The sequence below is a fragment of the Parahoeflea alexandrii genome (assembly GCF_027214025.1).
Lineage (GTDB): Bacteria > Pseudomonadota > Alphaproteobacteria > Rhizobiales > Rhizobiaceae > Hoeflea > Hoeflea alexandrii_A.
In genome coordinates this window covers 419,746-433,728 of the sequence record NZ_JAPWHB010000001.1, presented here as the reverse complement: position 1 = coordinate 433,728, position 13,983 = coordinate 419,746, and the positions used below count along the sequence as shown (strand labels likewise).

Genomic DNA, 13,983 nt, shown 5'->3' with positions numbered 1-13,983 from the left:
CGTGAGCAAAGTGGAGATCGGTGCGGAACGAGCCCTTAGAAGGGCCGGATTAGTCGGTGCGCGGGATCTCTGCGGCCAGTTTGCCGTACTGCGGACGCCGGCCGCGCTTCATGGCCATGAAGCGCGGGCGCACCAGGCGCCAGCCGATCAGCACCGCGATAATCCCGGCATAGATAAGCTGTTCAGGCCCGATCACCTTGACCGACAGGCAGTAATGCAGCGCGCCCACCGCGGCGATCGGATAGATCAGCCGGTGCAGCCGGACCCAGCCTGCTCCGAGCTTGCGGATCGACCAGCGGTTCGACGTCAGCGCCAGCGGAATCAGCAGAACGAAGGCGGCCATGCCGATGGTGATGAACCAGCGCTTGAAGATGTCCTCGACGATCACGTCGAATGCCAGCCGCTTGTCGAGGACAATGTAGGCGAGGAAATGCATCGCCACATACCAGAAGGCCAACAGGCCCAGCGCCCGGCGGTAACGCACCCAGTTGACCCCGAACAGATCCCTGATCGGCGAGATCGTGAGCGTCAGGATCAGGAACCTCAGCGCCCATTCGCCCAGCAGATGCTCGAAGATCTTCACCGGATTGCCAACCAGCTGGCCGGTTGCTCCGAGATAGAATGTCCAGGCCGCGGGCAGCAGACCGAGCGCATAGAGCGCCCAGATCGATGCCGCGTGATATCGCTTTGGCAGGGTAGGCAACTGCATGATCAGAAATTCACCGTCAGGTCCATGCCGTCATAGAGACTGGCAACCTCGTTGCCATAGCCGTTGAACATCAGCGTCGGCCGGTCGTTGGAGCCGAAAAAGCCGCCGCCGCCGACGCGGTTCTCGGTCGCCTGGCTCCAGCGCGGATGATCGACCTCCGGATTGACGTTGGCGTAGAAGCCGTACTCGTTCGGTGCCAGCTTGTTCCAGGTCGAAGGCGGCTGCTCTTCGGTCAAGGTGATGCGGACGATCGACTTGATGCCCTTGAAACCGTATTTCCACGGCGTGACCAGCCGCACCGGGGCGCCGTTCTGGTTGGGCAGCGTCTTGCCGTAGAGCCCCATCGACAGGATGGTCAGCGGATGACGCGCCTCGTCGAGCCGCAGGCCTTCGACATAGGGCCAGGGCAGGGGCTGGAAGACGCCGCGCTGCTCGGGCATCTCCTCGGGCCGCACCACGGTCTCGAAGGCCACATATTTGGCGCTGCCCAGCGGCTCGACCTTGTCGAGAAGGCTTGCAAGCGGGAAGCCGATCCAGGGGATCACCATCGACCAGGCTTCGACACAGCGCATCCGGTAAATGCGTTCCTCGAGCCCGAGCGCCATCAGCGCGTCGAGATCGAATTCCGCCGGCTTGCCCACCATGCCGTCGACCTGGATGGTCCAGGGGCGCGGGTTGAACTGTCCGGAATTCTTCGCCGGGTCGGCCTTGCCGGTGCCGAATTCGTAGAAATTGTTGAAGCTGGTGACATCCGCTTCCGGCGTCAGTTCTTCCCCGGGGTCATAGCCGCCCGGCTTGGCCTCGAGCATTTCGGTACCGAAGGCGAGAGATGGCGCCGCAAGCGCAAGCCCGCCGGCCGCTGCCATGCGCAGGATATCGCGCCGCTGGAAATAGCTGGCCTCCGGCGTGATCTCGGAAGCGGGGATGGCAAGGGGACGATAGGGGCGCATGGCGATCAAGTTCCTGGTGGCGAGCTGAGCAAACGAACGGCGCAAGGTGCGCATGACTTCCAACACCGAGGATATACGAAAGTCCGGCGGGGCAAAGCACCCGCGTGACCACGTTTTCGTGTAGACGAGGTGATCACGACAGGTGAATGCGCACAGATTGAACCTGTATCCGGGTTTGTGTCGACAAGCTCACGATCAGAAGTCCTGCTGCCATGAAGCTGTCAAACTGATGATGACTTTGGTGTCCCAGTCGGGCCATAGTGGCCCAAATCACTGAGGATTGCCGTCATGATTCCAAATCGCTCGCGCTTGCGCGTCGTTCCGTTTTTTCTTTTGGCCATTTGCGTCCTGACATTGCCCGTATTGGTTCCGGCGACGGCGCAGACCAAGGTGGAAGACTCGCTGACCGACAGCATCGGGAAGATTTTCCGCGGCGTCATAGGCGAGGCGGAAGACAAGAGCGCTCCCGAAACCGCGCAGGCGCCGGTTGCCGAACCGCGGCGCGAGGTGCCACGGTCCCGGCCCGACATGATGCAGTCCTTCTCGCCGCTGGTGAAGGCAACGGCGCCGGCCGTGGTCAATGTCTATGCCGACCGCCTCGTTCAGCGCAGCCTGTCTCCCTTTGCAGGAGATCCGTTCTTCGAACAGTTCTTCGGTCAGCGCATGCCCAACCGCACCGAGAAGCAGTCCTCGCTCGGATCCGGTGTGATCGTTCAGGCCGACGGCATCGTTGTCACCAACAACCACGTCATTGAGGGCGCCGATGATGTGCGGGTGGCGCTGGCCGACGGCCGGGAGTTTCAAAGCCGGGTGCTGCTCAAGGACGAGCGGTTCGATCTTGCGATCCTGAAAATCGAGGGGAAGGGACCGTTCCCGATTGTCGAGTTCGGCGATACCGACACCACCGAGGTGGGAGACATCGTGCTGGCCATCGGCAATCCGTTCGGCGTTGGCCAGACGGTCACCAGCGGCATCGTCTCGGCGCTTGCCCGCAACAGTGTCGGCGTGTCGGATTTCGGCTCCTTCATCCAGACCGATGCTGCCATCAACCCGGGCAATTCCGGTGGCGCGCTGATTGACATGACGGGTCGGCTGATCGGCATCAACTCGGCCATTTTCTCCCGCTCCGGCGGCTCCAACGGTATCGGCTTCGCCATCCCCGTCAATCTGGTTCGCGCGGTCGCCCAAACCGCCGAAATGGGCGGCGAGGTGTTCGAGCCGCCCTATATCGGCGCTTCCTTTGATCCGGTCACCGCCGACATCGCCGAAGCGCTGGGCCTCGACCGGGCCACCGGCGCACTGGTCGCCGATGTGACCGAGGACGGTCCCGCCGGCAAGGCAGGGCTTCGCACCGGTGATATTGTGCTGGGCTTCAACGGCCGTCCGATCGAGCATCCCGATGCGCTGGGTTACCGCCTTGCCACCACCGGCGTCAGCGCCACCGTCGATCTGGATGTTCTAAGCCGCAACGGCCGGAAGACGGTGCAGATCACGCTTCAGGCCCCGCCCGCCGACGATCCGCGCGACCGCCGGACGCTTGCGGGCCAGAATCCGTTCTCCGGGGCGGTTGTTTCCAACATCACGCCGCGTATCGGCGCCAAGCTGCGGCTGCCCCCGTCGTCGCGCGGTGTTGTCGTGACCGATGTTCCCGGCAACTCGATCGCCGGGCGCTACGGATTTCTCCCGGGCGACCTGATCGCCGTCGTCAATGGCGTCGACATCGCCAATGTCGACATCCTCGAACAGGTGATTTCCGAAGGCGCCAGCTTCTGGCGCTTCGAGATCGTGCGCGGCGGCCAGCGCATCCGTCAGATCATACGGTGAGGCAATGAGCGATCTCTTCGCCACTCCCGGCGCGGCTCCAAGCGGGCATCGGCCGCTTGCCGACCGGTTGCGGCCGGCAAGCCTTGCCGAAGTCACGGGCCAGCCGCATCTGACAGGCCCGGATGGCGTCATCACCCGGATGATCGCCTCGGGCAGCCTCGGCTCGATGATCTTCTGGGGACCGCCTGGCACCGGCAAGACCACGGTCGCGCGCCTGCTGGCCGGCGAGACCGAACTGGCCTTCGACCAGATCTCGGCGATCTTTTCCGGCGTCGCCGATCTCAAGAAGGTGTTCGAGACGGCGCGCGCCCGTCGCATGGGTGGCCGCCAGACGCTGCTGTTCGTCGACGAGATCCACCGGTTCAACCGCGCCCAGCAGGACAGTTTCCTGCCGGTGATGGAGGATGGCACCATCGTGCTGGTCGGCGCGACCACGGAAAACCCCTCGTTCGAACTCAACGCAGCACTTCTGTCGCGCGCCCGGGTGCTCACCTTCAAGCCGCACGATCAGGAGAGCCTCGAGCAGCTGCTCGAGCGCGCGGAAGCCGAAACCGGAAAACCGCTGCCGCTCGAGCCAGAGGCGCGGCTGAGCCTGCTCGGCATGGCCGATGGCGACGGCCGGGCGGTGCTGACGCTGGCCGAAGAGGTCTGGCGCGCCGCCCGCGAGGGCGAGATGTTCGACACGCAGGCGCTGGTCAAGGTGGTCCAGCGCCGGGCGCCCGTCTACGACAAAGGCCAGGATGGCCATTACAACCTGATCTCGGCGCTGCACAAGGCGGTGCGCGGCTCCGATCCCGATGCGGCGCTCTACTACCTCTGCCGCATGTTCGACGCCGGCGAAGATCCTCTGTTCCTCGGCCGCAGGCTGGTGCGCATGGCCTCCGAAGATATCGGTCTCGCCGATCCCCAGGCGCTGGTCGTCGCCAATGCGGCCAAGGACGCCTATGACTTCCTGGGTTCGCCGGAGGGGGAACTGGCGCTGGCGCAGGCCTGCGTCTATCTTGCCACCGCGCCCAAATCCAACGCCGTCTACACCGCCTACAAATCCGCCATGCGGGCTGCGAAGGAAGGCGGGTCGCTGCTGCCGCCGCGGCACATTCTCAACGCGCCGACCAAGCTGATGAAGGCCGAAGGCTACAGCGAGGGCTATCTCTATGATCACGACCAGCCCGACGCTTTCTCCGGCCAGGACTATTTTCCCGAAAGCATGGGCCGCAAGACATTCTACGATCCGCCGGAGAGGGGCTTCGAGCGCGACATCCGCAAGCGTCTCGATTTTTGGAGCAGGCTCCGGAAAGAGCGGTCAGGCAAGGGATAGGGCATAATGGGCAGTGCGACGGCTGAAGGCAGACCAAGGATCGGCGTCATGGGGGCCGGGGCCATCGGGCTCTATGTCGGCGGCATGCTTGCCGAAGCCGGCGCACAGGTGGTGTTTGCTGCCCGGGGACGGACCCGCGACTCTGTCGCGCGCGGCCTGTCGCTGTCGCGCTACGATGGTTTCAAGGCGGCCCTGAAACCCGAGCGCTACGAGGTCGGCGGTGTCGACAGCCTGGGCAATTGCGACGTGGTGCTGTTCTGCACCAAGTCAGGGGACACCGAAGCAGCGGCACTCGACCTCGCGAGGGCTCTGGAAGCGGACGCAACGGTCATCAGCCTGCAGAACGGTGTAGGCAATGTCGAGATGCTGAAGAGGCTGCTTCCGCACAATCAGGTCGTGGCCGGCACGGTCCCGTTCAACGTTGTCCGGCTCTCTCCCAACGCCGTGCATTGCTCCATGGAAGGCCCGGTCCTGGTTGGCCCCTCCGACGCCTCGGCCAGGCTGGCAGCCCTTGCGGCAGGATCGCGTCTGAAACTGCAGACCCATGACAATCTCGACGCCATGCAATGGGGCAAGCTTCTGCTCAACCTCAACAACGGCCTCAACGTGATCAGCGGCCTGCCGCTGCGCCGGCAGTTCGAGGATCCGGGCTACCGCAAGGTGCTGGCCATGGCGATGGAGGAACTGCTGGCAGCTCTCGATGCCACCGGTATCCGCGTCATTGGCGCAACCCGCACCAGCCCGCGGCTGATCCCGAAAGTGCTGCGCCTGCCGACCTGGTTGTTCCGCATTGTTGCCCGCCAGCAGCTCAGGATGGACGAAACCGCCCGGTCCTCCTCCTGGGATGATCTGAAGGCGGGCAGGGAGCCCGAAACCCGCTTCCTCAACGGCGCCGTCTGTTCTCTTGCCGAGGCGCACGGCCGCTCGGCGCCCGTCAACGAGCTGATCTGCCGCCTGGTTGCCGAGGCCTTTGCCGCCAAGGCCTCACCCGAAATGCCGGGCAATGAGCTTCTGGCCCTGGCCCGGAAGGCAGTAGTCTAGATAGATACTTCAAGTGCCGGAAGGTGATTGGTATGTCAGCTGGTTTGTTCAGGCACCCAACCGAGCCTCGGCATGGTTGTCCTTCTCCTCAACGGCCCTGGACAAGGCTTCTTCCGCCCATTGATTGAGGCTCTTGCCTGAGAGTTCGGCGGCAATGGCGGCTTTCCTGTGAATCTCGGGATCGATCCGGAACATCACTTTGCCTGAGTGGGGCTTTTGTGGAGTTTTGCCGAGCTTGGCGCAGGTCTCGATATAGTCATCCACTGCTTCATGGAAGGCGGCCTTGAGTGCTGCGACGCTGTCGCCGTGAAATCCGATGACGTCCTGAATCCCGGCAATCCGGCCAACCAGGATTTCATCGCTTTCATCGTATTCTATGCGGGCTTGGAACCCCTTGTAGTTCATCATATTCACGGTTTGACTCCTATCTGTTCAAGAAATGCCCGGGCATCCCTGATCTGGTAACGCTTGGCTTCCTTTTCCGGGTGAGGGCGGTGAAAAGTGGCAACGATCTGATCCTTGGCAAACCGAACCCTGGATCCTCTGCCTTCAATCACCTCCGCACCTGCCGCGATCAGCAAGGCTTCGACGTCATTCCAGGCGATGTTGCCCGAGACCGGCAGGCTGAAAACCGCCTGGAGGGTCCGTTTGTGCTTGCTGTTCATGCTATCAGCATGGAAGGTTGCGTGAAGCATTGCAAGCGTAATCTGCAAGCAGTGCGGTTGTTTCTGGCGCTGGCCCGGGAGGCCGTGGCGGAGCGGTAATGGCCCGTGCGCTAACGCGCCATTGACCTGCGTCAATGCCCGCCGCGCCGAAGCGCTGCATTCTGGCCTCCACCGAACAAGGAGGACATACCCATGACGGTTCTGGTTCTTTACGCCACCATCGAGGGGCATACCCGCAAGATTGCCGAACGCGCCGCTTCCAGGCTTGAGGAGGCCGGTCAGAGCGTGGTGCTTGGCGATGTCCGTGAGCCCGGCTTCGCCGTTCCCGGTCGCTTTGACGGCGTGCTGATCTGCGCGCCCATTCACATCGGGCGCTATCCTACATCCGTGGCGCAGTTCATCATCGACTGGAAGGCGGCTCTTTCCGAGGTGCCGACGGCGCTTGTGTCGGTCTCGCTTGGCATTCGCAGCGGCAGTACCGAGGACCGCGCGGAGGCGGAGGAATATCCGGCCAAGCTGGAAAGGAAGACCGGATTTCATATCCCGAAGGTGCATCATGCTGCCGGTGCGCTCAAATATCTCGAATATGATTTCTTCAAGCGCGCGCTGATGCGCCAGATCGCCGAGAAGGAAGGCGGGCCGGTGGATACCAGCCAGGATCACGAATTCACCGACTGGGCGGCGCTTGACGCCTTCGTGCAGGAGTTCGCCGACGACGTCGCGCTGGCAGCCAAGGCCTGATTGCCAGCTGACCGGCGGGCCCGGATAAGTCTGCCCTCGGAGCGTGGAATTGCTTTATCGCGGTGCGGTTTTCCGCTAAGCACCAGGGATGAATGCAATTGCGCTTGTTTTTGTTGGTGGCGGCCTGGGCGCCGTGTCACGCCATCTCTCCGGGATGCTGGTGACCCGCGCGGCTGGCCCCGGCTTTCCCTGGGGGACGATGCTGGTCAACATCGCCGGCTCGCTGGCGATGGGTCTGCTGATTGCCTGGCTGGCCCGCCGCTCGTCGGGCGACGCCGACCTGCGGCTGTTGCTGGCAACCGGATTTCTGGGTGGATTCACCACATTTTCGGCGTTTTCGCTCGATGCAGTGACGCTTTACGAGCGCGGCGCGTTGACGGCGGCGGTTGCCTATGTGATTGCCAGCGTCACAGTTTCCATTCTGGCGTTGTTTGGCGGGCTTTGGCTGGCGCGCCAGCTCTGAATCCCGGAACAAAGAGATAATCGATATGGCGGGCGTACAGCTCATACAGGTTGACCCGGATGAATCGGGCATGCGGCTCGATCGCTGGTTCAAGGTGCATTTTCCGGGGCTCGGTTTCGGGCCGCTGCAAAAGCTGCTTCGCTCGGGGCAGATCCGCGTCGATGGCGGCCGGGTCAAGTCTGATGCGCGGGTGCAGGCTGGACAAACCGTGCGCGTTCCGCCTCTGGACGTCGACGAGAAGGCCACCGGTCCGCTGACAGCCAAGACCATGCGCGGCAGCAATGACCACGAGGTGCTGAGCCAGATGCTGTTGCATGAAGATGCAAAGGTGCTGGTGTTCAACAAGCCTGCAGGCCTCGCCGTGCAGGGCGGCTCCGGCGTCACCCGCAATGTCGACGAAATGCTGGAGGCCTGGCGCAACAAGAAGGGCGAGAAGCCCCGGCTCGTGCACCGGCTCGACCGCGATACCGCCGGCGTTCTGGTGGTGGCGCGCACCCGCGGCGCGGCGCAGGCGCTGACCGCGGCGTTCCGCGAGCGCACGACCAAGAAGACCTACTGGGCGCTGGTCAAGGGCGTGCCGCGCGCCAAGGAAGGCAAGATCTCGACCTGGCTGATCAAGGAAGCCACCGAGGACGGCGACCGGATGCGTGTGGCCAGGCACGGCGAGCAGGGCGCCGATCATGCGGTTTCCTACTACCGGGTCATCGACCAGGCGGCGCAGAATCTCGCCTGGCTGGAATTCGAACCCTATACCGGCCGCACCCACCAGCTGCGCGTGCACGCGCAACACATCGGCCACCCGATCATCGGCGATCCGAAATATTTCGAGTTCGACAAGAACTGGGAACTGCCCAGCGGCCTGCAGAACCGGCTGCACCTTCTGGCGCGCCACATCTCCATTCCCCATCCCGACGGCGGCCGTCTCTCGGTCACGGCGCCCTTGCCGCCGCACATGGTGCAGAGCTGGAACCTGCTCGGCTTCGACGAGGCAACCGGTGGGGAGCCCGAGGAATGAAACTGGCGCTTTTCGATTGCGACGGCACGATTGTCGACAGCGCCGCGGTGATCCACACCTGCATGGAGCGCACCTTCGACGATTTCGGCGTGGCCCGGCCGGAAATGGCGCACACCAAGTCGATCATCGGCCTGACGCTGGATATCGCGATTGCGCAGATGCTCGCCCGCCCGGTGGATCCCGAGATCGCCGCCATGACCGCCCGCTACAAGGAGCATTTCATGCTGCACCGTCAAAATGGCGGCGTGCTTGAACCGGCCTATGACGGCCTGCTGCCGCTGATTTCGGCGCTTGCAGCACGCGACGATGTGATCCTCGGCGTGGTCACCGGCAAATCGCGCCGCGGGCTGGATGCGATCCTTGCCCACCATGGCATCACCAAGCTGTTCTTCACCACCCGCACCGCCGACGATTGCCCGTCCAAGCCGCACCCGGCGATGGTGCTGGAATGCTGCGCGGAAACGGGCATCGATCCGGAGCGGACGACGGTGATCGGCGATGCGGTCTATGACATGCAGATGGCGGTCAGCGCCGGCGCCAGGGCGGTAGGTGTGTCCTGGGGCTACGGCCCGGTGGACGCGCTCAGGGCCGCAGGCGCTCACCACGTGGTCGATCACGCCGACGAAATTGCCACGCTCATCTGACGAGGAGACGTTCTCATGCGCGACATACTCAGCGATCTTGATCTGGGCGAGAAGGGCGACAAGCTGTCCGACCCGGTCCGCGAAGTGCAGATCGGCTTGCGCAAGCAGTTGCCCAAGCGCTTCTACAAGCAGGCGGTTGCGGCCCCCGGCGATGAGGGTGGTTTTGCCGTGGCGCTGGATGGCAAGCCGGTGCGGACCCCGTCGCGCAAGCCGCTGAGCGTTCCGCACCTGGATCTGGCCGAAGCGATCGCTGCCGAATGGAACGCGCAGCACGACGTCATCGATCCGGCGACGATGCCGCTCACCCGGATGGTCAACACGGCGCTCGATGGCGTTTCGGCGGCGCAGGACGAGGTGTTCGAGGAAATCCTGCGCTTTGCCGGGTCCGATCTGATCTGCTATCGCGCCGGCGCGCCCGAGGGCCTGGTGGCGCGCGAAAGCGAACTCTGGGATCCCTATCTCGACTGGGCAGCCGCCATGGGCGCCCGTCTGGTGCTGTCGGAAGGCGTGGTTCACGTCGAACAGCCGCCGGAGGCAATCCGCGCCATCGCCGTGCTGCTTCGCCGCTATGCGACGCCGCTGCAACTGACCGCGCTGCACACCGTCACCTCGCTCACCGGCTCGCTGATCCTGGCCCTGGCGCTGGCCGAAGGGCAGGGCGAGCCATCCGGGATCTGGGAGGCCGCCCATGTCGACGAGGATTACAACATCGCCCAGTGGGGCGAGGACCATGAGGCCGCCGAGCGCCGCGCCAAGCGGCTCATCGATTTCGAGGCTGCGTGCCTGATCCTGTCCGCCTGCCGGGGCTGACGCTGCCGGGCGGGAGGAGCGCGCCCGGCGGCTCGTAAACCGATTGACCGGCCATGAACGGCTCTGTGGACAAGCGCAGTAAGCTTTGCTCTCTTGCGGCTGAGACACATCAGAGATGACAGCAAGGAGCCGCTCCATGACCGATGATACCTCAGAGGGCTATGTCGATCCCACCAAGGAGGCGTTTGCCCGCTTTCGCGAGATGGACCGGCCCGGGCCGGTCCACATGCTGAACCTGGTGAGATTGCGGGATAGGGCCGCCTATGACGACGGCACCGTCGCCACCGGCGCCGAGGCCTATTCGAATTATGCCCGCGAGAGCGGCCCGGTGTTCAAGCGTCTTGGCGGGCGGCAGGTCTGGATCGGAAAACCCGAACTCATGCTGATCGGGCCTGAGAGCGAGGCATGGGACATTGCCTTCATCGCCGAGTATCCGGACAAGGATGCCTTCGTTGCCATGCTGCGCGATCCCGAGTACCGACAGGCTGTCCGCCACCGTCAGGCCGCGGTCGCTGATTCGCGGCTGATCCGGATGGAGCCGCGCACACCCGGAGCCCAGTTCGGTTCTGTGGGCGACTGAGGACGTTTCCGGAGGGCCGCAGCCGATGCAGGCGTTGTTGTTCCGACCCATCTAATTTAGCTGAAATCAGGCCTCTTAACCGTGCGCTAACCATAAAGTGCAATATTTCGGGAAGTGAATCGACGTCTCCCGGAGTATTGGCATGCGGCAAGACAACCAAAATCCTGCGCGTTTCTTGCGTGCGGTTCTGCTCGTCGTGCTTGCGGCAGGTCTTTCTGCCTGTGCGGGACGACCCAGGCAGATGGAGCCGACCACTCCCTACACGGTGACCGAAGTGCGGGTGATGGCGGAGAATGTCGACAATCTCGGTTTTGCCGGTCATCTGCAGGACCGGCTGGAGGCGAGCGTCGGCCGCGCCACCGCCGATGTCGGCCAGACATCGTCGCTCAGGATCGTGGTGCAGGACCGCCGGCGCGAGCGCTCCCCGGTCAATCTGTTCGGCGGCACGTCCGAGACGGTGAGCCTGGACCTGTCCTTGCTCGATTCCGCAAGCGGCCAGTTGCTGCGAAGGCAGTCCCTGAACACGACAGTCTCCGATTTCAACGGGGAGCAGAATGCCGACATGATGCTGGTTGCCAGATTGACCGACGATATCCGCAGGCTTCTCGGCCTGTCGGGCTACACACCGTACCCGGTCAGCGGTCTCAAGCGGGACGTGGTGCGGCCGAGCAGCAATCCCGGCCGCTTCGACGTCGATGACGAGGCCTTGCGTTCTGCCGATCCGCTGCTGAACGGAACCGTAACGCCGACCACGGTCAATCTGATCGTTGAATCCGACAAGGATCCGGTGATGGATTTTTCCAGGCCGCTGCTTGATGCGAAGCCGCCGCAGAGACCATCCGATCCGGTCGTGCCGGCAGTAGCGTCTACCCCGCTCAGGGTGCAGCAAAGCGCCGACGTTGAGGCCCCGGAGCTTCCTACCGTCAGCCAGGCAAGCGAGGCCGGGTCCTCCGATGAGCCCTGCATCATCACGCTGGAGAATGACTGCAGCGATCCCGACAGCCGCTGATCCTGCTCAATTTGGCAGCGGAACGCGCAGCCGTGGCCATTGGCTCCGGCTTATCACGTTGGCGCTCTTGCAGATCACGCCAGCCGTTCGGCATGCCAGGCGAGGTGGTCGTCCATGAAGGTCGAGATGAAATTGTAGGAGTGGTCGTAGCCCTCCTGCATGCGCAGAGTAAGCCCGATGCCGGTGCTCTTGCACGCCTCTTCGAGCAGCCAGGGACGCAGGCCGGTGTCGAGAAACCCGTCGGCAGTTCCCTGGTCCACCAGGAACTCGGGAAACCGCGCGCCGTCTTCGATCAGCTGCGTCGCGTCGTACTGGCGCCATGCGGCCTCGTCCGCGCCGAGATATTTCTCCAGCGCCGGGCGGGACCAGTCGGCGGTGGACGGCTGGACGATCGGTGCGAAGGCCGAGCAGCTCTTGAACCGGTCCGGATGCTTGAGCGCGAAGGTCAGCGCGCCGTGGCCGCCCATCGAGTGACCCATGATCCCCTGGCGGCTCATGTCGGCGGCGAAATGGCCGGCGATCAGCTCCGGCAGTTCGCTCAGGATATGGGTTTCCATGCGGAAATGCTTCGACCAGGGCGATTGCGTCGCATCGAGGTAAAATCCGGCACCCTTGCCGAACTGCCAGTTGTCCGGCTCGTCGGGCACGTGGTCGCCGCGCGGGCTGGTGTCGGGGCAGACGATGATGATCCCGAGCTCCGCCGCCATCCGCCGGTATTCGCCCTTGTCCATGACATTGGCGTGGGTACAGGTCAGGCCGGACAGGAACCAGAGCACAGGGCACAGCTGCTCCTTGGCCTGGATCGGCCGGAACACGGCGAAGGTCATCTCGCAGCCGCAGGCGTCCGAGTCCATCGAGTAAACGCCCTGGCGTCCGCCATGGGCTTTTGATTCCGAGATGATCTTCATGGCTTCGTCGTCCGGTTCGGGGGTGGTTGTCGTCGGAGTGTTTTGGCTCAAACGCACAGCGCCTGAAAAGGTTCGCGTGAGTGCGGCATGAACCTGGTCGGATCATTGCCGCATTCTCGTTCGCGGTATCAAACGCGCTCGCGGAAAACCGTCAGTAGACCACGACGCTGCGGATGCTTTCGCCCCGATGCATCAGGTCGAAGGCCTCGTTGATGCCTTCCAGGCCCATGGTGTGAGTGATCATCGGATCAATCTCGATCTTGCCTTCCATGTACCACTCGACGATCTTCGGCACATCGGTGCGCCCGCGTGCGCCACCGAAGGCGGTGCCGCGCCAGGACCGGCCTGTGACCAGCTGGAACGGGCGTGTCGAGATCTCCGCGCCCGCCGGGGCCACGCCGATGATGATCGATTCGCCCCAGCCCTTGTGGGCGCATTCCAGCGCGGTCCGCATCACGCCGACATTGCCGGTGGCGTCGAACGTGTAGTCCGCGCCGCCCTTGGTCAGGTTGACGAGGTAGGGAACCAGATCGCCCTCGACCTCTTTCGGATTGACGAAATGGGTCATGCCGAAGCGCGTTGCCATCTCGACCTTGCCGGGGTTGAGGTCGACGCCCACGATCATGTCGGCGCCCGCGAGTCTCAAGCCTTGGATCACGTTGAGGCCGATACCGCCCAGGCCGAAGACGATGGCCTTGGAGCCGATTTCCACCTTTGCCGTGTTGATCACCGCGCCGATGCCGGTGGTCACGCCGCAGCCGATGTAGCAGACCTTGTCGAACGGCGCGTCGGGATGGATCTTGGCCAGCGCGATTTCCGGCAGAACGGTGTAGTTGGCGAAAGTCGAGGTGCCCATGTAATGGAAGACCGGCTTGCCATCGAGCGAGAAGCGCGAGGTGCCGTCGGGCATCAGGCCGGCGCCTTGCGTCGTGCGGATCGACTGGCACAGGTTGGTTTTAGGATTGAGGCAGTATTCGCACTCGCGGCATTCGGGCGTATAGAGCGGAATCACATGGTCGCCCTTCTTCAGCGACGTGACGCCCGGACCGACATCGACCACCACGCCGGCGCCTTCATGGCCAAGAATGGCCGGGAAGATGCCTTCCGGATCGGCGCCTGACAGCGTGAACTCGTCGGTATGGCACACACCCGTGGCCTTGATCTCCACCAGCACCTCGCCAGCGCGCGGGCCATCGAGTTGAACGGTGGTGATTTCCAGCGGTTTTCCCGCTTCAATGGCGACTGCGGCGCGAACGTCCATTCCGACTCTCCCGGATCATGTTTTGACAATTGAGCCGACCCTGCC

General features: G+C 63.7%; 16 protein-coding genes. 10 read left to right on the top strand and 6 right to left on the bottom strand.

Features of this window, described 5'->3' with window-relative positions; translation table 11 throughout:
• Positions 1-49 precede the first annotated feature (49 nt).
• Together msrQ and msrP are read right to left on the bottom strand one after the other, a co-directional pair.
• On the bottom strand, positions 50-712 hold the full coding sequence (gene msrQ / locus O4H62_RS02095) for a protein-methionine-sulfoxide reductase heme-binding subunit MsrQ (RefSeq protein WP_269386273.1): 663 nt from the start codon (positions 710-712) through the stop codon (positions 50-52).
• Positions 712-1,659 carry a protein-methionine-sulfoxide reductase catalytic subunit MsrP gene (msrP, locus tag O4H62_RS02090; protein WP_269386272.1) on the bottom strand — a complete coding sequence of 316 codons (948 nt, stop codon included), beginning with the start codon at positions 1,657-1,659 and terminating at the stop codon, positions 712-714. The genes msrQ and msrP overlap by 1 nt, the downstream gene beginning before the upstream one ends.
• A 288-nt stretch (positions 1,660-1,947) precedes the next feature.
• Between msrP and O4H62_RS02085 the strand changes: the two genes are divergently transcribed.
• Genes O4H62_RS02085 through O4H62_RS02075 form a run of 3 tightly spaced genes read left to right on the top strand, consistent with a single transcriptional unit; the run spans position 1,948 to position 5,842 of the window.
• Entirely contained in the window at positions 1,948-3,483 is a 1,536-nt protein-coding gene (locus O4H62_RS02085; RefSeq protein ID WP_269385486.1) for a DegQ family serine endoprotease, read from the top strand.
• Between the two features lie 4 nt (positions 3,484-3,487).
• Positions 3,488-4,801 (top strand): replication-associated recombination protein A, encoded by a 1,314-nt coding sequence (locus tag O4H62_RS02080; RefSeq protein ID WP_269385485.1) that lies wholly within the window; start codon positions 3,488-3,490, stop codon positions 4,799-4,801.
• A 6-nt stretch (positions 4,802-4,807) separates the two neighbouring features.
• Positions 4,808-5,842: a 2-dehydropantoate 2-reductase gene (locus tag O4H62_RS02075; RefSeq protein WP_269385484.1), complete on the top strand. Its 1,035-nt coding sequence runs from the start codon at positions 4,808-4,810 to the stop codon at positions 5,840-5,842.
• Between the two features lie 48 nt (positions 5,843-5,890).
• On the opposite strand, the gene O4H62_RS02070 is transcribed toward O4H62_RS02075, so the two are convergent.
• A complete protein-coding gene (locus tag O4H62_RS02070; RefSeq protein WP_269385483.1) occupies positions 5,891-6,256 on the bottom strand; it encodes a type II toxin-antitoxin system HicB family antitoxin in 366 nt (121 codons plus the stop codon).
• Positions 6,253-6,642, bottom strand: coding sequence for a type II toxin-antitoxin system HicA family toxin (locus O4H62_RS02065; protein WP_269385482.1), 390 nt, complete (start codon positions 6,640-6,642; stop codon positions 6,253-6,255). Before O4H62_RS02065 ends, O4H62_RS02070 begins: the two co-directional genes overlap by 4 nt.
• Positions 6,643-6,699: 57 nt before the next feature.
• On the opposite strand from O4H62_RS02065, the gene O4H62_RS02060 reads away from it, so the two are divergent.
• The 7 genes from O4H62_RS02060 (at position 6,700) to O4H62_RS02030 (ending at position 11,769) form a co-directional block, all read left to right on the top strand.
• Positions 6,700-7,248, top strand: a complete 549-nt coding sequence (locus O4H62_RS02060; RefSeq protein WP_269385481.1) for a flavodoxin domain-containing protein — start codon at positions 6,700-6,702, stop codon at positions 7,246-7,248.
• Positions 7,249-7,336: 88 nt separating this feature from the next.
• The gene (gene crcB, locus O4H62_RS02055; protein WP_269385480.1) at positions 7,337-7,711 is read left to right on the top strand and encodes a fluoride efflux transporter CrcB; all 375 of its coding nucleotides are present in this window, start codon (positions 7,337-7,339) and stop codon (positions 7,709-7,711) included.
• Positions 7,712-7,736: 25 nt separating this feature from the next.
• Positions 7,737-8,726, top strand: coding sequence for an RluA family pseudouridine synthase (locus O4H62_RS02050; protein ID WP_269385479.1), 990 nt, complete (start codon positions 7,737-7,739; stop codon positions 8,724-8,726).
• Positions 8,723-9,370 (top strand): HAD-IA family hydrolase, encoded by a 648-nt coding sequence (locus O4H62_RS02045; protein WP_269385478.1) that lies wholly within the window; start codon positions 8,723-8,725, stop codon positions 9,368-9,370. Before O4H62_RS02050 ends, O4H62_RS02045 begins: the two co-directional genes overlap by 4 nt.
• A gap of 15 nt (positions 9,371-9,385) precedes the next feature.
• On the top strand, positions 9,386-10,180 hold the full coding sequence (locus O4H62_RS02040) for an ATP12 family chaperone protein (protein ID WP_269385477.1): 795 nt from the start codon (positions 9,386-9,388) through the stop codon (positions 10,178-10,180).
• A 136-nt stretch (positions 10,181-10,316) separates the two neighbouring features.
• On the top strand, positions 10,317-10,760 hold the full coding sequence (locus O4H62_RS02035; RefSeq protein WP_269385476.1) for a DUF1330 domain-containing protein: 444 nt from the start codon (positions 10,317-10,319) through the stop codon (positions 10,758-10,760).
• Between the two features lie 241 nt (positions 10,761-11,001).
• Entirely contained in the window at positions 11,002-11,769 is a 768-nt protein-coding gene (locus O4H62_RS02030; RefSeq protein ID WP_269385475.1) for a hypothetical protein, read from the top strand.
• 74 nt (positions 11,770-11,843) lie between these two features.
• On the opposite strand, the gene fghA is transcribed toward O4H62_RS02030, so the two are convergent.
• Together fghA and O4H62_RS02020 are read right to left on the bottom strand one after the other, a co-directional pair.
• Positions 11,844-12,677 carry an S-formylglutathione hydrolase gene (gene fghA, locus O4H62_RS02025; protein WP_269386271.1) on the bottom strand — a complete coding sequence of 278 codons (834 nt, stop codon included), beginning with the start codon at positions 12,675-12,677 and terminating at the stop codon, positions 11,844-11,846.
• A gap of 151 nt (positions 12,678-12,828) precedes the next feature.
• A complete protein-coding gene (locus tag O4H62_RS02020) occupies positions 12,829-13,938 on the bottom strand; it encodes an S-(hydroxymethyl)glutathione dehydrogenase/class III alcohol dehydrogenase (RefSeq protein WP_269385474.1) in 1,110 nt (369 codons plus the stop codon).
• Between the last annotated feature and the right edge of the window lie 45 nt (positions 13,939-13,983).